This is a genomic window from Nitrosospira multiformis (assembly GCF_900110185.1).
In the GTDB taxonomy this organism is placed as follows: domain Bacteria; phylum Pseudomonadota; class Gammaproteobacteria; order Burkholderiales; family Nitrosomonadaceae; genus Nitrosospira; species Nitrosospira multiformis_A.
In genome coordinates, this window is record NZ_FOCT01000008.1 from 25072 (window position 1) to 44262 (window position 19191).

19 protein-coding genes are annotated in these 19191 nt (G+C 58.4%); 4 read left to right on the forward strand and 15 right to left on the reverse strand.

Annotation, left to right across the window (positions count from 1 at the left end):
• Positions 1 to 268: 268 nt before the first annotated feature.
• Both groL and groES read right to left on the reverse strand, forming a co-directional pair.
• Positions 269 to 1927, reverse strand: a complete 1659-nt coding sequence (gene groL, locus BMY01_RS10230; protein WP_074746844.1) for a chaperonin GroEL — start codon at positions 1925 to 1927, stop codon at positions 269 to 271.
• 52 nt (positions 1928 to 1979) lie between these two features.
• Entirely contained in the window at positions 1980 to 2270 is a 291-nt protein-coding gene (gene groES, locus BMY01_RS10235) for a co-chaperone GroES (protein WP_074746846.1), read from the reverse strand.
• Between the two features lie 473 nt (positions 2271 to 2743).
• Between groES and BMY01_RS10240 the strand changes: the two genes are divergently transcribed.
• Positions 2744 to 3406, forward strand: a complete 663-nt coding sequence (locus BMY01_RS10240; RefSeq protein WP_254772688.1) for a methyltransferase family protein — start codon at positions 2744 to 2746, stop codon at positions 3404 to 3406.
• Positions 3407 to 3599: 193 nt separating this feature from the next.
• Positions 3600 to 5036 (forward strand): cyclic di-GMP-binding domain-containing protein, MshE-related, encoded by a 1437-nt coding sequence (locus BMY01_RS10245; protein WP_074746850.1) that lies wholly within the window; start codon positions 3600 to 3602, stop codon positions 5034 to 5036.
• A gap of 138 nt (positions 5037 to 5174) precedes the next feature.
• Here the strand turns inward: BMY01_RS10245 and BMY01_RS10250 are convergent, their stop codons facing one another.
• From BMY01_RS10250 to BMY01_RS18620, 13 genes are all read right to left on the reverse strand, one after another.
• Positions 5175 to 6341 carry a LytR C-terminal domain-containing protein gene (locus BMY01_RS10250; protein WP_074746853.1) on the reverse strand — a complete coding sequence of 389 codons (1167 nt, stop codon included), beginning with the start codon at positions 6339 to 6341 and terminating at the stop codon, positions 5175 to 5177.
• 17 nt (positions 6342 to 6358) lie between these two features.
• Positions 6359 to 7300, reverse strand: a complete 942-nt coding sequence (locus tag BMY01_RS10255; RefSeq protein WP_074746855.1) for a type II secretion system F family protein — start codon at positions 7298 to 7300, stop codon at positions 6359 to 6361.
• A gap of 33 nt (positions 7301 to 7333) precedes the next feature.
• Complete coding sequence (locus BMY01_RS10260) at positions 7334 to 8305, reverse strand: type II secretion system F family protein (protein ID WP_074746857.1); 972 nt, start codon at positions 8303 to 8305, stop codon at positions 7334 to 7336.
• Between the two features lie 24 nt (positions 8306 to 8329).
• Positions 8330 to 9688 carry a TadA family conjugal transfer-associated ATPase gene (locus BMY01_RS10265; protein ID WP_074746859.1) on the reverse strand — a complete coding sequence of 453 codons (1359 nt, stop codon included), beginning with the start codon at positions 9686 to 9688 and terminating at the stop codon, positions 8330 to 8332.
• A 28-nt stretch (positions 9689 to 9716) separates the two neighbouring features.
• Positions 9717 to 10877: a CpaE/TadZ family protein gene (locus BMY01_RS10270; RefSeq protein ID WP_254772689.1), complete on the reverse strand. Its 1161-nt coding sequence runs from the start codon at positions 10875 to 10877 to the stop codon at positions 9717 to 9719.
• Between the two features lie 57 nt (positions 10878 to 10934).
• Complete coding sequence (locus BMY01_RS10275) at positions 10935 to 11399, reverse strand: TadE/TadG family type IV pilus assembly protein (protein WP_074746864.1); 465 nt, start codon at positions 11397 to 11399, stop codon at positions 10935 to 10937.
• Positions 11399 to 11914, reverse strand: coding sequence for a TadE family protein (locus tag BMY01_RS10280; RefSeq protein ID WP_081353872.1), 516 nt, complete (start codon positions 11912 to 11914; stop codon positions 11399 to 11401). The genes BMY01_RS10275 and BMY01_RS10280 overlap by 1 nt, the downstream gene beginning before the upstream one ends.
• A gap of 10 nt (positions 11915 to 11924) precedes the next feature.
• The gene (locus BMY01_RS10285) at positions 11925 to 13160 is read right to left on the reverse strand and encodes a pilus assembly protein TadG-related protein (RefSeq protein ID WP_254772690.1); all 1236 of its coding nucleotides are present in this window, start codon (positions 13158 to 13160) and stop codon (positions 11925 to 11927) included.
• Positions 13161 to 13323: 163 nt separating this feature from the next.
• Positions 13324 to 13704: a tRNA dimethylallyltransferase gene (locus BMY01_RS10290; RefSeq protein ID WP_081353874.1), complete on the reverse strand. Its 381-nt coding sequence runs from the start codon at positions 13702 to 13704 to the stop codon at positions 13324 to 13326.
• A 7-nt stretch (positions 13705 to 13711) separates the two neighbouring features.
• Positions 13712 to 15316 carry a type II and III secretion system protein family protein gene (locus BMY01_RS10295; protein ID WP_254772691.1) on the reverse strand — a complete coding sequence of 535 codons (1605 nt, stop codon included), beginning with the start codon at positions 15314 to 15316 and terminating at the stop codon, positions 13712 to 13714.
• 116 nt (positions 15317 to 15432) lie between these two features.
• Entirely contained in the window at positions 15433 to 16245 is an 813-nt protein-coding gene (gene cpaB, locus BMY01_RS10300; RefSeq protein WP_074746868.1) for a Flp pilus assembly protein CpaB, read from the reverse strand.
• Positions 16246 to 16459: 214 nt separating this feature from the next.
• Positions 16460 to 17044, reverse strand: coding sequence for an A24 family peptidase (locus BMY01_RS10305; RefSeq protein WP_254772692.1), 585 nt, complete (start codon positions 17042 to 17044; stop codon positions 16460 to 16462).
• A 43-nt stretch (positions 17045 to 17087) separates the two neighbouring features.
• Complete coding sequence (locus BMY01_RS18620; protein WP_302848427.1) at positions 17088 to 17420, reverse strand: Flp family type IVb pilin; 333 nt, start codon at positions 17418 to 17420, stop codon at positions 17088 to 17090.
• A gap of 210 nt (positions 17421 to 17630) precedes the next feature.
• Between BMY01_RS18620 and BMY01_RS17410 the strand changes: the two genes are divergently transcribed.
• A complete protein-coding gene (locus BMY01_RS17410) occupies positions 17631 to 17855 on the forward strand; it encodes a hypothetical protein (RefSeq protein WP_139176854.1) in 225 nt (74 codons plus the stop codon).
• Between the two features lie 13 nt (positions 17856 to 17868).
• Positions 17869 to 19179: an adenosylmethionine--8-amino-7-oxononanoate transaminase gene (gene bioA / locus BMY01_RS10315; RefSeq protein ID WP_074747048.1), complete on the forward strand. Its 1311-nt coding sequence runs from the start codon at positions 17869 to 17871 to the stop codon at positions 19177 to 19179.
• Positions 19180 to 19191 lie beyond the last annotated feature (12 nt).

Sequence of the window (19191 nt, forward strand, 5' to 3'; positions counted from 1 at the left end):
GGCGATAATTTGTCATCGCTGAACCACGGCTGAGGCAAAAAAGCGCATTATCTCATCAATCACACTTGTCGCTGCATTCCTCCGGACAAAACCCGCTCAACCAGCCGACAATCAGCCTTATAGATTGCCCGGGTAGATTTCTGCAGCAGGAATATCCATGGATGAATGCTGCCTGACGCACGGCTTCCGATAATAAAAAACCCCGCGGCTGCGGGGTTTTTTATTGCACAGCTTATTGCACAATTGGAGCAGTCGGTGCGGGCAAACCTTACATGTCCATGCCGCCCATGCCGCCCATTCCACCCATACCGCCCATGCCGCCGCCCATACCGCCGCCGGCACCCTCTTCCTTGGGCACTTCCGCTACCAGCGCATCCGTGGTGAGCATCAGACCTGCAATGGAAGCGGCATGCTGCAAGGCATAACGCGTCACTTTGGTGGGGTCGAGCACGCCCATCTGAACCATGTCACCATATTCACTGCTGGCTGCGTTGTAACCGAAGTTCTCCGTTCCCTCCAGAACTTTGTTGATGACTACGGAAGGCTCATCACCGCAGTTTGCAACGATCTGACGCAGCGGCTCTTCCAGGGCACGCAGAACGATCTTGATTCCGGCATCCTGGTCGTGGTTGTCGCCTTTCAGGTTCGACACCGTGCTACGGGTCCGCAGGAGCGCGACCCCGCCGCCAGGAACGATACCTTCTTCCACCGCAGCCCGGGTAGCATGCAACGCATCTTCCACCCGCGCTTTTTTCTCCTTCATTTCGACTTCGGTAGCGGCACCCACTTTGATCAACGCCACCCCGCCAGCCAGCTTTGCAACGCGCTCCTGCAGTTTCTCCTTATCGTAATCGCTGGTCGCTTCTTCGATCTGAGCGCGGATCTGCTTCACACGGCCTTCGATGTTCTGGGTATCCCCGGCGCCGTCGATGATGGTGGTTTCTTCCTTGCCGACTTCCACCCGCTTGGCTTGCCCCAGTTCCGCGAGGGTTGCCTTTTCCAGCGAGAGGCCCACTTCTTCGGCAATCACCGTGCCGCCGGTGAGAATGGCGATATCCTCGAGCATCGCTTTGCGGCGATCACCGAATCCTGGCGCTTTCACTGCACAGGTCTTGAGAATGCCGCGAATGTTGTTGACCACCAGCGTGGCGAGAGCCTCGCCGTCGACATCTTCGGAGATGATCAGCAACGGCTTGCCAGCCTTCGCCACCTGCTCCAGCACCGGCAACAAGTCCCGGATATTGGAGATTTTTTTGTCATGCAACAGGATGAACGGGTTTTCCAGCAGCGCGATCTGTCTATCCGCGTTGTTGATGAAGTAGGGTGAAAGGTAGCCGCGATCGAACTGCATGCCTTCGACCACATCCAGTTCGTTTTGCAGCCCGGAACCATCCTCCACCGTGATGACACCTTCCTTGCCAACTTTTTCCATTGCATCGGCAATGATCTTGCCGATTTCGGGGTCGGAATTGGCGGAAATGCTGCCCACCTGCGCGATTTCCTTGCCGGTGGTGCAGGGCTTGGAAAGTTTCTTCAGCTCTTCAACCGTAGCGACCACCGCCTTGTCGATCCCCCGCTTGAGATCCATCGGGTTCATCCCGGCGGCGACATACTTCATGCCTTCCTTGACAATGGATTGCGCCAGAACGGTAGCCGTGGTCGTGCCGTCACCGGCAACATCGGAAGTCTTGCTGGCGACTTCCTTTACCATCTGCGCGCCCATGTTCTCGAACTTGTCTTTCAGTTCGATTTCCTTCGCTACTGAAACACCATCCTTCGTGATGGTGGGTGAGCCGTAAGAACGCTCCAGTACGACATTACGTCCCTTGGGTCCGAGAGTGACTTTTACCGCATCGGCCAGGATATTGACTCCGTTCACCATCTTGTGGCGAGCTGAATCGCTGAATTTAACCTCTTTCGCTGCCATAATCCGTTTCTCCTAATTTCCAGAAAATATTGTGCAAGACGCCTTGTGAAAATTAACCTTCAACAACGCCCATGATGTCTTCTTCGCGCATCACCAGAAGTTCTTCCCCCGATATCTTCACGGTCTGTCCGGAATATTTGCCGAACAACACTTTATCGCCGACTTTCACTTCCAGCGGACGAACGTTGCCGTCATCGCCGACCTTGCCTTTGCCCACGGCGACAATTTCGCCCTGATCCGGTTTCTCCGCGGCACTGTCAGGTATGACAATACCAGATGCGGTCTTGCGCTCTTCTTCCAGCCGCTTGACTATGACGCGGTCGTGTAAGGGACGAATCTGCATGTTTTCTTCTCCTGTGTTTTAAAAAATTAAAACGAATGAAATCCTTCGGGGTTGCCGCTCGCATGGGGTTTCCCGAGCCATTTACCGAAATTATTAGCACTCAATGCTAACGAGTGCTAATAATAGGGCTTGTCACCCGGAATATCAAGTGGATAAGCAAGATAAAAGAAGAACTCCATCCGCTTGACAAGGCGATTACTCAACCTTGCGAAGCTTTTCAGCGTCACTTCGCCAGCGAGTTCCTGTACTTCAGTACGATGGACAGGGCATCGGGGGCATTCCTAGAATGGGAACTCCTATTCAGGAGGAATGTGATGATCCTGTGCCGTCTGCCGTTTGCTAGATGCAGTTTGCCGGGCCGCTTGCTGGCGAGGCATATGGCTTTCGCCATGGCTCTTCCTCCCTTGAATACACGGAATACATCGAACACATCCCATCGAACACATCCAACTCATCACACACAAGGATTTGCCATGTCAGCTCGAATCGACGCTCGCCAAAGGGGTAATACAGGCATGAGCGCATTGTCAAAAATACTGCACTCCCGTCGATTCCATGTATACAGCGGCATGCTGCTGGCAGGATTATTCGGACTCTTTGCCTGGGCGCACTTCAACAAGTACCTGGAAACAGGGGAATGGACACTGTTGCTGGTCATCCTTTCCGAAACCCTGACAACGGGATTCTTTATCTTCCGCAGCTTCCCACAGACAGTTTCCACAGCGCCGTCAGACTGGCTGGTCGCGATTGCCGGTTCCTTCGCGCCGCTGTTGCTCCGCCCCGCAACCTGGGGCGTGTTTCCTGTGGCAAGCAGCATCATTGCGCTCGGCACCCTGCTACAGATCGTCAGCCTGCTATCCCTCAATCGCAGTTTTGCGCTCGTCGCGGCCAAACGGGAAATCAAGACGGCCTGGATGTACGGTATCGTGCGCCATCCGCTCTATGCCTGTTATTTTCTCGTGTTTGGCGGCTACGCGCTGGTGCATACGACACTCGCAAATGTGCTCATCTTTGCGGCGACCATGGGATTTCTCTGGGTGCGGATCCAACGTGAGGAAAGACACCTTGCGCTGGACCCGGCCTACCGCACTTACATGCTCCGGGTACCTTACCGGCTCGTGCCGTTCGTGTTTTAGCCGCTAGCGGACATAGTCGGCGAAAATACGGAATGGATCGCTCCATGGTTCTCATCCTGCCAGCTTATATTCCAGGTCAAAGAGCGGATGAGTGCCTCGGTCATGAAACCTCCACAGGGTACCGATTCAAGCCCTCAAATAACGAAATTTTGAACCAGGATTACCAGGATTATCACGATTTTTAAGGCTCTCCATGGCAAACCCTATCGGTGAACTGCTGGTTCGCGAAGGCCTGATCTCGTCTGTCCAGTTGGCCCAGGCGCTTGCCCACCAGAGGCAGAACAATGGCCGCCTGGGGGATATCCTCGCCTCGCTTGGCTTTCTCACAACAAACCAGTTTCGCCAGTTTTTCCAGCCCGTCCCGCAGGTCCCGCTAAAAGTGTCGGACACCGGGCTGAGTGAAGCTTTTCTCACCGACCTGCTGCTCAAGGCCGCCTATCTAGAGGCCGGCACATTCTCCTTGCAGCAGATCTCCGACACGCTCTCTCTCCCGTTCAGTGTCGTCGATGAGCTGGCGGAACTGATGAAGGCGGATCAACTGGTCGCCATCCGTTCAGCCACCGGTTATAGCCGAGCCTCTCATGTTCTCGAGCTGACCAAGCGCGGGCGGGAAAGAGCGGAAGCCGCCCTTGACACCAGCCGTTATGTAGGTGCGGCACCAGTCCCTTTGCGGGACTACAGCCGCGCCGTGACGCGGCAATGCGTCCGTCAGGTGGAAGTGGACGATGAATGGATACGGCACTCCCTCAAGCACATGGTCATCGGCGAGAGAATGCTCAGCCAGTTGGGGCCCGCATTTGGTTCGGGGCGTTCCATCTTCTTCTATGGCCCACCGGGAACGGGAAAAACGAGCATTACCGAAATACTGGGGCGCGCACTGCCGGGGCACATCTATATCCCGCAGGCGATAGAGGTGAGCGGCCACGTGATCCGCCTGTTCGATCCCTCGATTCACTTCAGCGTGGAAGATGAATCCAGGGAAGATGCCGGGCTTGACCTGAGCCGGAGCGTGAAGCATGACCCCCGCTGGAAAAAATGCCGGCGTCCGGTGGTAATGGTAGGCGGAGAGCTGACCCTGAACATGCTCGACCTGCGTTATGACGCCAGCAGCAAATTCTACGAAGCTCCGATCCAGATGAAAGCCGGAAACGGCGTATTCATCCTTGATGACTTTGGCCGCCAGCAGGTGGAACCGCGCCAGTTGCTCAACCGCTGGATCATACCCCTTGAACGCGGCACCGATTTCCCCACGCTCCATACGGGCCTGAAGTTCGAGATACCCTTCGACCAGATCACGGTTTTCTGTACCAATCTGCGCCCCGGGGATCTGGTCGACGAGGCGTTCCTGCGCCGTATTCGCCACAAGATACAGGTGCAGTATCAGACCGAAGACGAGTTCAGGGAAATCCTGCGGCGCGTGTGCGAGGGCCAGGGAATCGCTTACGACGCGGAAGCGGCCGAATATCTGCTGGATAATTATTACCGCAAGGGCGGGCGGCCGCTGACGGGCAGCCATCCGCGGGATCTTGTGGAACATATCGTGGATCGCGCGCGCTTCATGCGGCGGCTTCCGGAATTGACACCCGAGACTGTGGACTTGGCCGCAGCCAGCTATTTCGTGGAGATGTGACGAAGTATCCACGGGCGCATCATGGCGGAGCACCCGCGCAGGGGGCAGTCGCCGTATCTGCACGCTCCTCACCATCTGCGCATGGCTCGGACTCCCGCCCGCGCCGTGCTCCGGATCATCCGCTTTAGATTCGCCGCTTTACTCGATGGATTCCACAGTTCCTTGCGCGATCTGCACCCCGCGCGGGCTCTCCAGGTAAGCCACTTGGCGCACAGCGTCCTTGCCCAGCATCACCCGCACATGAATATCTTTGCGAAGATTGTAGCTCTCCACCATTGGAGCTCCCATCGGCATCAGCCGGCTGATCTCCTCGGCCACCCCGGAATGACCTGGCCGGTAATGTATTTCCGTCAGGACCTGCTGATACGGTTGCCGGTCAGTGAGCCGGGGCCTGGCAAACCCATTCTGCTGCAGAAAATCGGACACCTGCCTAGCCATGCCAGGCACGCCGTTACCGTTCGAGACCTCGATGCGGATGTCCTGGCCGGAAAACCTGCCGGAATCCTGCGGAGTAGGGGTCCTGCCGATGATTTTACCCGGCGCTATGGCTGCCACTGCCTCCGTTTCGGTCATCCGGAACTCGAATACACCGGGTGTAACCTGCACCAGTCGCGCACCGACACTGCATGACAACTTCTGTTTCTCTCCTGCTGCGACTGCCATGGGAGGCGATATGGCCGATATGGCAGCAGAAGCGGTACCAGCGGGAGCACCGGCAGGAGTGCCGGGAGCAGGCGCTGTCACGGCTATGGGTGTCGCCGCGGTGGATTCAGAGCCCGCCCTGGTCAGCGCGGCGGCCTTGTCGCTCAATCCCGTCTTTATGTAGGCGGCGGCGAGGTTGCGGTGCGCCCGCTGGTTTTGCGGCTCGAGGCGCAATGCCCGTTCGAATGCAGACACAGCTTCAGCTTCCTGTCCGTGCACGAGGTGCGCATAGCCGAGATTATTGTGCAGATGGGCTGCCAGGGGAGCCATTCCGATCGCTTTCCGGAAATACTGCAGCGCCAGTTCATGCCGATCCTGAAGGCAATGGGCGATGCCCAAGCCATTGTGCGCCTCGACATGGCCCGGGTCTGCCTGCAGGACCTTCTCGTAGGTTGCGATGGCTTCCGCATAGTTGACCCTGGCCTGGTAATATCGTCCAAGCTGATACATCGCGTCCGCGCTGCGAATCGTATGGTGAACTTCCATCACCGGCTTGATGGCGACAGTCTGCCCATCCTTGTTCTGATACCACGGATACAGCGTGCATCCGCCCATGAGCGATATGCAACTCATTGCCCATGCAAGCTGTTTAACTCTGAACATGACCTGTTCTCCGTCCGTTACTGGCTCCCGAGAGTGGGAAGCATCACACGATAGATGTTGAGGAAAGCCGGCCCCATCAGCACCAGTAAGAGCGACGGGAAGATAAAGAAAATCAGAGGAAAGAGCAGCTTGAGCGCGATTTTTGCCGCGGCTTCTTCCGCCCGCAGCCGGCGAGTGGTGCGCAGCGTATCAGAATGCACGCGCAGGGAAGCGGCGACGCTGGTGCCAAAGCGATCCGCCTGGACCAACATGGAGACCAGAGCCTCGACTTCCTCAACGCCGGTACGCATGGCAAGATTGCGCAGCGCCTGCTCGCGGGTCCTGCCGGCGCGCAGCTCCAGGCTTACCAGATGAAGCTCGCCCGCCAAGGCTTTACTCCGCAAGCGCATTTCTTCCGCCACCCGCACCATTGCTGCATCCAGTCCCAATCCTGCCTCGACGCACACCGTCATGAGATCGATGGCATCCGGAAAACTCTCGAACAGCTCCCGCTTGCGCTGCGAAACCAGACGCGCCAGCACTAGGTTGGGGAGGTAATAGCCGAGTCCGGCCAGACTCAACAGGGCGAATATGGCGGCATTGATATCCAGTTCCAGGCGGCCGATACCGACGTAAAGCAGGAAAATCGCCGGTAACACCAGCGCCAGCACTGTCTTGGCTGCGAAATATACCATGGGTACGGAGCGGGCATGATAGCCTGCGTGCATGAAGCGCGTGCGCAGCACGGAGGTTTCCCAGCCCTCGCTCGGCAGGGCCAGCTTGGCCAGCGGGTTCGCCAGATTGAATATGGTCCGTTCCCAGCCGTCCCCGGCCTTCTGTTGTGGCGCGGAATCTCCTGCAGCGACCTGATCCAGGCGGGTTTTAGTGGGGCGGGGTGCCAGCGCCCGCATCACTCCGAACGCGGCTCCGGCCACGATGATGAAAATCACCACCAGGTAGGCGATCTGCACAGGTGTCATGTCTCGGCTATCCTCATTATTCCTGAAACTGCTTCATACCCGGATCTTGATGATGTGCGACATGACGAAGATACCGCTTACCATCATTCCGAGCGCCGTTCCCACCATCATCAATCCTAGGGGATCGGTCCACAAGACCGCCAGAAACCCGGGATTGACGATATTGATGACCAAAGCTGCGGCAAACGGCAGGCAGGAGAGGATCCAGGCCGACAGCCGTCCTTCGGCTGAAAGCACGCGGATTCTCCCCAGTAACGTCAAACGTGCGCGGATCAATCCGCTGATTTTATCCAGCAATTCAGCCAGATTGCCGCCACTCTCACGCTGGATCAGCACGGCGATGACAAAATAGCGCAGATCGGTGATGGGAACCCGCGTGGCGAGGTTCATGAGCGCATCCTGCACTGAAACGCCGAAATTGATCTCGTCGAATGTCAGGCGGAATTCGTCAGCAGCCGGCTCGGGTCCGTCGGTGGAAGCCATTTGCAGGGCGCCGGAAAAAGCATGACCTGCCTTCAGTGCGCGCCCCATCAGATCGATCACTTCCGGCAGCTGCCGCTCGATTTTCTCCAGGCGCTTGCGTTTAGCACTGAGCGTGAAAAACAGGGGCAGCGCACTTCCCGCCATCCCACACAGCAGCGTAACGGCAAACGGCAGGCCCAGCAGCGCGGCGCTCGCCATCCCCCCCAAGGCGGTCATGGCCGTATAGCCCAGGAAATGGGTCACCATCAGGGACATACCGGATTGCTGCAACAGGCGGTCGAGACTGTGAATCCGTGGAATCTGCAGCAGGAAGCGCTCCAGCGCCGGCGAATTGCTCAGCAGCCGCTGCTTCATCAGCCCGGTTTCAGCATCTCCCCATCCCGCGGAAACGGCCTGCAAACGCTCCTGAATGCGCTTTGCTTCCGGCCCGCGGTGAGCGTGCCAAGCCAGATAGCCCCCTTCCAACAGCAGCACGACCGCAAGGAAGCAGAATATGAGAAACAGATAATAAAGCATGTCCATTCCCGTCTCCTCGTCCGCTATGCGCTATGTATACCTACGCGAGGGATCGAACAGCTCCTCGCGCAGCGGTATCCCAAATACACGGAGACGCTCGGCGAACTTGGGACGGATGCCGGTGGCGCGGAAATGTCCCTGCACTGCTCCGTCCGCTGCTATGCCAGTCTGCTCGAAAGTATAGATTTCCTGCATGGTGATGATGTCCCCCTCCATCCCGGTGATTTCCTGTATGCTCGTCACCTTGCGTTTGCCGTCAGTCAGGCGCAAAACCTGGATCACTACCCAGATAGCCGAACTGATCTGGTGACGGACCGCCTTGATGGGCAGATTCAGCCCGGCCATGTTCACCATGTTTTCCACCCTGCCCAAGGCATCCCTCGGCGTATTCGCATGGATCGTAGCCATGGAACCTTCGTGACCAGTGTTCATGGCCTGCAACATGTCCAGCGCCTCGGCGCCGCGCACTTCCCCGATGATGACCCGATCAGGACGCATACGCAGGCTGTTCTTCACCAGCGCCCGTTGCGAGATTTCGCCCTTGCCCTCAACGTTGGGGGGGCGTGTCTCCAGTCGCACCACGTGGGGTTGCTGCAACTGCAGCTCGGCCGCATCCTCGATGGTCACGATACGTTCGGAGGATGGAATGAAACCGGACATGATATTGAGCAAAGTCGTCTTGCCGCTGCCGGTGCCGCCGGAGATGAGTATGCTGCACTTGCCCTTGACCAGTCCGCTGATGATCTCCCCCATTTCCGGCGTCAGCGACTTGTACGCCATGAGATCGTTCATCTTGAGCGGTTTGACGGAAAAACGCCGGATCGAAAGCACCGAACCATCGATCGACAGGGGGGGGATGATGGCATTGACGCGAGAGCCGTCGGGCAGGCGCGCATCGACCATGGGGCTGGACTCATCCACGCGCCGCCCGACACGCGACACGATCCTGTCAATAATCTTTCTCAGGTGCTTTTCGTTGGCAAAGTGGGTATCGGTCAATTCCAGGCGTCCCCGGCGCTCGACATATACCTGGCGATGGGTATTCACCAAGATATCGGAGATGGTGGGGTCCGCCAGCAGGGGCTCGAGCGGACCCAGGCCGAGCACTTCGTTCTGGATGTCGCGGACGACGCCCTGGCGCTCCCCCTCGTTGATCGGGACGGATTCCTCGACCAGCAACCGCTCCACCAGGTTCTTGATCTCCATCAGCAGGCGTTCGGCCGGTAGGCTTTCCATAACTGCCAGATCCACCCGATCAAGCAGCTTCTGGTGAACGCGCGACTTCAATTCCTCATAGGCGGGGATATCGTGCAGAGCCGTGACAGGCGCAGGATGATGCTCAGTCAACCCGGTTTCCTTCACGCTCTGGAGACGTTCTCGTATCGACATGGCTGTCAGTCCATAAAATCGGAGTTATCTAGAATGCAAACAACTTCCTGAGCAGGCTTCCCTGGCCGGCGCTGCTGCATAGCGCATGCGCAATCTCCTGCAACGACTTCGCCACCGGACTGCGGGGAGCGAGCTTGGTCGCGGGGATGCCCTGATTCACGGATCCAGTGACGACGGCATAATCGTTCGGCACCACCTTGAAAATCTTTAGATTCAAGGTACTTTCAATATCATCGAGCGTGATATCGGCATTTTTTTTGTAGCGGTTCACGATCAACCGTATCTTTTCGTCCGAATAACTCAGTGCAGCAAACGCGGTCGACATGCGTTTGGCGTCCCGGATGGAGGGGAGGGTCTGCTGCAACACCGGGAAAATCAGATCGGCGCGATCCAGCGCCTGGATCGAAATCGCATCCAGTTCGCGTCCGACATCCAGAATCACGAAGTCATAATATTTCATGGCGACCTGGAATAGCGGATTGATGTGCTCCGGTCTTATCTCCGCAGCCTTTTCCGGACTTTCCGGCGCGGCCAGCATGCCGAAATTCGGCAATACCTGGATCATGCTCGAGTTGAGGAACGATCCATCCAGCCGCTGGATCTGGCGCGCCACATCAGCAATCGAAGTGGTGGGCGCGTCATCCTGCACGAACAGCGAGGCGTCGCCAAACTGCAGGTTGAAATCGAACAAGGCGACCCGCTTGTTTTCCTGCACGGCCAGGGCATAGGCGATGTTGGTCGCAAGAAACGTTGCTCCACTGCCGCCTTTGCAGGGAATGAACGCCAGCACCTTGCACTCATGCATGGGCATCCGCGCCAGCGCGATTCTTTGCTGAAAGCGCTCGACCGCATCGATCACCACATGGCGGGTCAACGGCGTCGGCAGCACTTCGCGAATGCCGGCGCGCATGACTTCGATGAGCAGCTCGGGGGGCTGGGCCGGACACAGCATCACCACGCCCACATCCGGAAAACGAGAGGTAACGCGATTGATAACATCCAGTTCCATGGAACTGAAGTATTGCCCCTCCAGCATCAGCAAATCAGGCTGTTCCTGCTCCGCCACGGCCGCGACCTGCTGCACTCCACCAATCAGGCTGATCAGCGGATAGGACTTGTCGGCTTCGGCCAGAAATCTCTGGATCGTGCTGGGATATTGCGAGTCTTGCGCGACTACGGCGATCTTCAATTTTTTGCCTTTCCTTGTTTTTCCTGGTTGTCTTTCCTGGTTTTTCATTCCGCCGGATCAACTGCAATCCGGATTGGCCTCGCCCCCTGCATCCATACCCATGCTTTCGCGCGGGAGGGTCGTGGCGAATGGAGGCATGCTGAGATTCAACGGCATAAACGGGATGAATGTTGAAACATTCAGGTCGGTGATGCTGACGGTGACCGATCGGCATGAACTGACGTCGCAGCCGGATGGGGTATATGCAATGTCGATGGTGCCCGGTGTCAGAATACTGAGCATGTTGCCCATGCGGGTCTTGATGATGGCCGCATCCTTGCCGCACACCACTGCCAACCTCGCTCCCAGCCGTGTGGCCTCGGTCGCGGTGTTCCAGTAGAACAGTACCCGCCCCATTTCGATGATACCGAACAGCAGGATAAACAGAAGCGAAGCGATGAGCGCGAATTCGACCGCGGCGACACCCCGTTGCCGGAACCGGCTCGCGTGTGGCGACAATCGGTAAGGACGTTGCTCATTCATCAGAGCTGCCTCATGGTAGCGTGGATATCGCTGAATGGAATGGTGTCTACGGCGGCGCCGAACAATCGGGCCGGATTGAAGACAAAGTTGAAGACATACCCCGTGATCCTGACCTCGACCAGTGTAACTGTCGTGCCCGCGGTGCTAGTGGTGGCGCTGGACGCAATCGTCACCATCCCGGTCGTCAGACCCGGCGCGAGAGCCGCCCCGCTGCAACTGGTATTGCCATGTACCGCCAGGCATCGAGCTTCCTCCAGCACTGGCCCGTAGGAAGCCGGATCTTCCGGATTATGGTGCGACAGCAGGCGCGCCGCATCGCGCACCGTCTTGACAAGCGTGTTGTACTGGTACAGTGCACGGCCGTATTCGGCGATGCCGAATGCCAGCAGCAGCAGGGGAATCAGCAGCAGGGCAAATTCCACGGCGACAGCCCCGCGCATCGCTTCTCGCTTCGTTCCCCGGTCGGCGCGGGAAAATGCCCGCCTGTTGTATTCCTGCTTATTCAGAGTAGCCATCAGGTAATCCTCATCGCACCAGCACCGGGACGAGCGGGCCTCCGCTGGCGGGTCCGCCGGGGACGCCGGAACTCGCGCAGGGGCTGCCCTCGTCGTCCGACCGCCCCAGGTATTCGAGATACATGCGGTCCGCACCGGTTCCGGTGCCCCCCATGTTGGTATTGATCGGGTGCAGCATCAGTACGCAAGCCCATGATTGCACAGGCGCCACCGTGGAACCGCCGGTGAAGCCGCTGCAGTCGAGCACAGCAGCAGTCGCCAGTCTGCGGTCTCCGCCGCTTGCCCGGAGAGCAGCCGAATCGATGATCGTTCCATTCGTGCGCAACCCGGTAGTGGTGTCGCCCTGGTAGGGCGCATACACGGCTCTTTTGCTCCTGAAATCGGCAAACGCATTGAATTTCGAGGGCCAGCTTCCTGCGGCGTCGGTATAGGCGTGACCGGTGTAGTCCGGTATCGACTCCCCCTGCTTGACGCTCCCCTGATAGATGCCGAAACGGCTGTTCCAGTGGGCCGCGAGCGAAGACATGACGCCGGCTTCGCCAACCTCCGTGCCTATGGCGGGGAGATTGCACACACCCGGACCTGTCAGGATGCCCCCGAGTTCGGAGGCACCGCCCCCGGGCGGCGTGTAATCCACCCACATGAAGTTTCCCGTCAGATTGCCGCTTCCGCTGCCGGAGGGGCCGGGACCTATCACGCTCTGCAGCCATGTGCCGACCGGCGTCGTGGGTGTGATCGCGCTGCTGCAGATGCCTACCGGAACAGCGCAGGAGGTAACCTGTGAAGGCGTGCGGGTGGCGACTGCGGCGGCTGCGACTGCCTGGTTGCCGATCGTCACTCCCGGCAGAAGATTGAGCACCTGAATGAACCAGTTGGCAATTTCGGTTCGCTCCACCGTGCAGCGCGCGTACTGCATGAGCACGGCTTCCGTCGGACCGATTGCGGCCTTGACCTGATAGACGCCGTTGAGTGTCTGGCTGAATGTCACGCTGTCGTCAACGGCCAGGGCAATCATCTCATCCTGGAAGAGGACATCATGGCGCATGCCCGCAGTCATTCCCGCCGCTTCGGCTAGGACGAGCTGATTGGTATTCGCCCCGGTGAGCTCCCGCGCTGCCGCCAGTGCACAGGCGTCGGCACTGTTCTGCAGCTCCGACTTGGCTACGTAGAGCTTGCCCAGATCCAGTGCCAAGCCGGCGAAACCCATCAGGACGACCCACGACAGTGCCACGATGATGGCGATCACACCCCTTTCCTGGCGGCAGCCCGGATGGATCCGGCACCAACTCCGATATGGGCTCGGGTATCGCGGTGACCCACCTGAAGTCTGCTTCATAGTCTTGTCTTCTGTCCCACTGTCTCACTGTCCACTGTCCTGGCTTGCCGCATGCTCGCTCTGGCGGATGATGCTACCTCCCGTACATTCCACCGCCTCCGCCTCCGCTTCCAACCCTGCCACTGCCAACATTCACCACGCCGCCCGACAGGGCTGGCCGCGGATTCACGAACGATTCACGGTAGCTGTCCACGGCGGCGTCTCCCGCCTGCCCGTCGATTCCCCTGACCGGAGCGTTATCGCGCGAAGCATTGGGATTGGCGATCTGCTGGGTACGGGCGATATTCACGGCAATGCCGGATTGCGCATCCAGCCGTGGAGTAGCAGGTATACATCCCCCTAGGGCGCCGATCACAACTGCTGCCAGAACGGCTGCCCTGGCCGGGTGCAACCTGGCTGAAATGGCGGTTATCAGGATTTTGTACATGCTGATTGCGTCCTTATCATCTCTCATTTCATTCTCACTTCATCTCGAACCCGCCATCATCACGCCCGGTCTGGCCCTGCGGTTGGCCTTGTAACTGTCCTTGTTGGCCCGGTAATTGCCCCTGCGGCGGATACTGCGGGGGGTATTCCGATGCCGGCATGCCCTTTGGCAGCACGCCCGTTGGAGAACCTTCCATCCTGCCGTCAAACAGGAACCCCGGCCGGTCGGGCTGGACGAAAGCGTCGGTTGGCAGCGCGTAATCCGGCTGCAGCGGTTTGATCAGGCGCGGCGTCACCACCACCATGAGCTCGGTTTTGTCTTTCTGGAAATCGCTGCTACGGAACAGGGCGCCGAGTATGGGAATCTCTCCCAGCACCGGGAAGCGTTTGACCGTTTCCTTAATGTTGTCCTGCAGCAGCCCGCCGATGGCGAGCGACTGGCCGTCGCGCAGCTGTACCGTGGTGGATACGCGCCGCGTCGTGAAGGTAGGTACCGCCAATATCCCGCCGAGACCGGTAGTGGCGATGGTGTCGAATTTGACCAGTTCCGTCACTTCCGGCGATACCACCAGGTTGATGCGACTCTCCTCCAGCACGGTCGGAGTGAACCGCAAGCCCACGCCGAACTGCCTGGACTGGAGGGTAATCACACCAGCGTATTGGGGAATGGGGATCATGACTTCCCCGCCCACCAGAAAGCTTGCTTCCTGGCCGCTGATTGCCACGATGTTGGGTTCGGCCAGAATGTGGAAGAGTTCGTCCTTTTTCTCGGCATCGATCAGGAAAGCGTCGCCGATATCGGGCGTCCCCCTGGACTGGAACAGCATGCCGGGTGCTCCGCCGATGATGCCGGTCATGATCTGCGTCCAGGCGCTCCCGGCTTTTCTGGCCGCTCTCTGGAAATCGAAACCGAGTTTTTCTGCGACCTTCCGGTTAATCTCCGCCACTTTCACTTCAAGCATCACCTGCTGATTGCTGCCCACCTGCAGCAGATTAACGACCTGAATGCTACCCAGCCCCTGGCCGGCGCCCTTGGGTTCGTCTCCTCCGCCACCCTGGCTCCCGCCAGATGCATCCCCTCCCTGCTTGCCACCGCGCTGCCCGCCTTGACCCCCTGCTGCGGCGCGCACATACGCATCCGCCAGCGCCACCGCCCGGTCTGCCTTCAATGTATCGGATACCGTGCCGGAGAGAACGAGCGAATCCCCAGCCGCAGTCACCCTGATGTCGGTTTCACCGGGCATGAGTTCCCGCAGCTTGGCTTGCAGCGCCCCCGCGTCCAGAATGACAGTGACATTGATGACAGCAGTCTGACCGCTCCCCGTTTGTCCCCCCCGGGTCCACAAAATGACGTTGGTCGTCCCGATCGACTTGCCCAGCACATAGATTTCGCTGGGGCTGATCAGCGTCACATCGGCCACATCCGGGTTGCCAATCGATAGCCGCGTGACCGGCGCCGGCAACCTGAGCAGAGCCGATTTGCCGTAGGTCACATCCATATCGGAGGCAGCGAGCAGCGCATCCGTTGGTCCTGCCTGCTTCGCCGATGCAACCACGGTTTGGCCCATCGTCTGAGCTGCGGCGGAAAGCTCGCCGGTCAGTCCCAGAAGCATGCCCAGTAGAGTCGGGATTAACACCATCCGAAACAATGGAGACCTGAGGCCGTCGGCCCGGCCGAAACCGGCCGTGGCGGTGCGCCATGAAGTACGCATGGGCATCGGGATGACGGAAAATCTGTTCGGGGGGAGCTGCGACTTCATCGGGTTTCCTTTTCCACCAGTTTTGCTTCAGTTCTTTCAATGCCCCGGATGATTTCGACGCCCGGTCTGGATACGGCGACGGCAGCACGCCGGACAGGTGCTGGAGAGGGAGGCTCGCCGTGCATCGTCAGCAGATCTCGGCTGCGCACCCCCCCAGTGGTGCCGGGACTCTTGTCGATCTGGTTGCGCAGCACCAGCGACAGCGTGCCGATGCTGCGCGCGAGATCGAGTTTTTCCGCTTCCTGCGGCGTGACTTCCAGTGTCACGGCGGTGACCGCCTTCGGCTTGGTTTCATCCCGGCCCAGGTCCTGCCCTACCGCCAGCACGAGAATGCGCTCCAGCACGATCTTGGAAATGGACTTGTCGTTTTCATCCTTGGCGTTAACCAGAATGTCCACGTTGTTTCCGGGCAGCGCAAATCCGGCGAGGCCAACGATCTCGTTGACCTTCACCGTGATGGCGCGCTTGCCCTCGGTAATCACGCCCGACAATCCTCCCGCAGCGCCCTGCGGAGCCAGTTTGGTTTCCAGCAGGGGTTCGCCGCGCACCAGATTGACCTTGACCACGCGGGAATCGAGCAACTTTGCGTCCTGGAAGGATCCCGGCGGCACTGTAGCCCGCGGCCAGTCTGACGATTGCAGCAGATCCGGCGTCAGGCGGGTACCGACGTCAATATCGCGCGAAGCAACGATCACAGTGGCCGCATCCACACTGGCACGGTCGATGATCCACTTGCCTGCTACCACTACCGCAGCCAATCCCAACAACAGCGAGATCACGATCATCCATATCGCTCTCACGTTTTTCATTCAGTCATTCCTTTTAGCTGACTTTAGCTGACAATTGTTTCCGGATCACCCTTGGTATCTCCTCGTAATCCAGCCACTCGATTCGTTAATTCCGTTATGCGAGCACCGACGCACCGGCTGACCCGCGAACCGCCCAAAGAGCTTTTATACTTTCGCCTTTGTACTTTGTACTTTTATACCTGCATTCCCGTATGCTCATCTGGCATACTTTCTGTCAGTTCCAGCGGGTCATGGCTAGATACACCGTCGTGCCGGCGGCGATGGCCACACCATAAGGCAGCGCACCAGCGGATTCCGCGGCATCTCCCCCGATACCTTCACCGGCTTTTCCACTCACGAAGAGGCCCGTCATCGTCCCACCGGCGAGCGTCCCCAGCAGCATGACGTTCAGATTGCGCCACAGCACGCGCAGCTTGCCTTCGCACAATGCGGCTATTAGCGCCAATACCCCGCCCGCCAACAGGACGCACAGCAGCGCGCCGACGGTTTCCCGTGCGCCGAGAAAGGCGCCGACCATAGCCATGAGCTTCACGTCGCCCGCGCCCATGACGCGCAGCATGTAGAGCGGCAAGAGCAGCGCCAGGCCGGTGCCCCCTCCAGCCAGGGAGCCGAGAAAACCAAGCCCGCCCATTTCCTGCGGCAGCAGGACATGCCACAGTACGCCGGCAATCGCACCGGGAAAAACCAGGATGTTGGGTATCCGGCGGGTGCGGATGTCGCTCCAGGCTGCTGCCAGCAATAGCAGCAGCAAAAATCCGATATTTAATAAATGCATTTGATGATTCACGTTTTCATTCAACTGCTGACCGCCCGACAAAACGCCGGGCGGTTGAGATTTCTTTTTACAGTGCAGCGAGAATAGCCTTGAATTTAGTATCCAAAGAAGTACCGATAGACTGTACGGTCGTGAGAATAACTACCGCGATCAGAGCAGCGATCAAACCATATTCAATGGCGGTTACACCTTCTTCATCGTTCAGAAACTGCTTAACGCCTTGCGCGATTTTGTTCATAATGTTTCCTCTTATCTTATTTAGGTCATCAATAAAATCCGCCGAATATGGCGGGCTTCCTTCTTCTACTGCGGCGCCATTTTGAAAGTCCGCAGGTGCTGCGTCCATCGTACTGAAGTACACCTTGTACCAAGGTACAGGTTGCGTGATAATCGTCGCCATTATGATGTTTAGATAGAAAGGAGCTGCGACCACGGTCCATTGTGGGATGCCCTTCTTCCGCTTTTCTTCCGAAGGCTTCTACCCGCTCGATCTGTCTGAACCTGTGCCTCGTATGCGTCCCTGCCTTTTATGCCAGTGAAATTATCGGGGCGGTAACCTGCTAGCATTGCGGGAAACAGGAGGAGAAAGACGCGCTATCTCGGAAATTCGATGAACAAGCTCTGGTTGCCGGGCGCGGCGTCGAGCAACACGGCAGATCACCCCATGGGAGGTGAAATACGCCTTCGTGCCACTGACCGTTGGCAGCAAGACATTTCACTACCTGTTCACCCGCTAGGTGTTGCACGGTATGATGTCGCCTTCGTGTTCCATCGGTCCACTGCTTTCCATCCCATTGTTTTCCACTACCCGTTTTCCCGATTGTTTTCCCCATGATGCCCATTCGCAGATGAACGATGAGTCCTTGCGGCAACGCAGTTTAAAGTCGGTCTGGCACCCCTGCACCCAGATGAAGCAGCATGAATCGCTGCCGCTCGTCACCATTTCACACGCCGAAGGCGTGTGGCTGTACGACGGCGACGGCAAACGGTATCTCGATGCCATCGGTTCCTGGTGGGTCAATCTGTTCGGTCATGCTAACCCGCGCATCAACGCAGCCATTCGCGAGCAACTCGACCGTCTGGAGCATGTCATGCTGGCCGGATTCACGCATGAGCCGGTGGTGGAATTGTCCGAGCGTCTGGGCAAACTGGTATCGAACCAGCTGGGGCATTGCTTTTATGCGAGCGATGGCGCCTCGGCCACGGAAATTGCGCTGAAGATGAGTTTTCATTACTGGCACAACCTCGGCCGCTCGGAGAAGAATCGCTTCGTCAGTCTGCAGAACGACTACCACGGCGAAACGCTGGGAGCGCTTTCGGTCACGGATGTGGCGCTTTTCAAGGAAACCTATGCACCGCTCCTGCGGCCAGGCAGTCATGTTCCCACCCCGGACTGGCGCTATGCCTCCGAGGGCAAATCGCCTCAGGAGCATGCTCTGCGCGCAGCTGCGGGGCTCGAGGCGCACCTTGCAGCGCATCATGCGGAAACCGCTGCACTCATTCTGGAACCGCTGATTCAGGGGGCGGCCGGCATGGGCATGTATCACCCTGATTATCTGAGGTACGCGCGCGAGCTCTGCGACCGGTATCAGGTGCATCTCATCGCGGATGAAATCGCAGTCGGATTCGGCAGGACTGGGACGCTATTTGCCTGTGAGCAGGCAGACATCCTGCCGGATTTCCTCTGCATCGGTAAGGGTTTGACGGCAGGTTACCTTCCTCTCTCGGTCGTGATGACTACGGAGGAAATCTACGCTGCCTTCTACGGCGACAACATGGCGCGCGCCTTTCTGCATTCCCATACCCACTCCGGCAATGCGCTGGCCTGCCGGGCTGCGCTCGCGACGCTGGATATTTTCGAGCAGGACGAAATCATCGAGGCGAACCGTGCCAAGGCGCGCTATCTCAACCAGGCATCTGCGCCCCTCGCAAAGCATCCACGGGCGCGGAACTTCCGCAATTGCGGAATGATCTGGGCGTTTGAAGTCGAGACTTCCGATCCGTCGTTTTCGGGAAAATTTTTCCAGGCTGCGCTCAGACAGGAACTGTCCCTGCGACCGCTGGGAAATACCGTCTACTTCATGCCGCCGTATGTCATCAACGAACAGGAAATGGACCTGCTGGTAGCGGGGACGCTGGCGGCGCTGGACTCATGGTGAAAACTGCCCGAT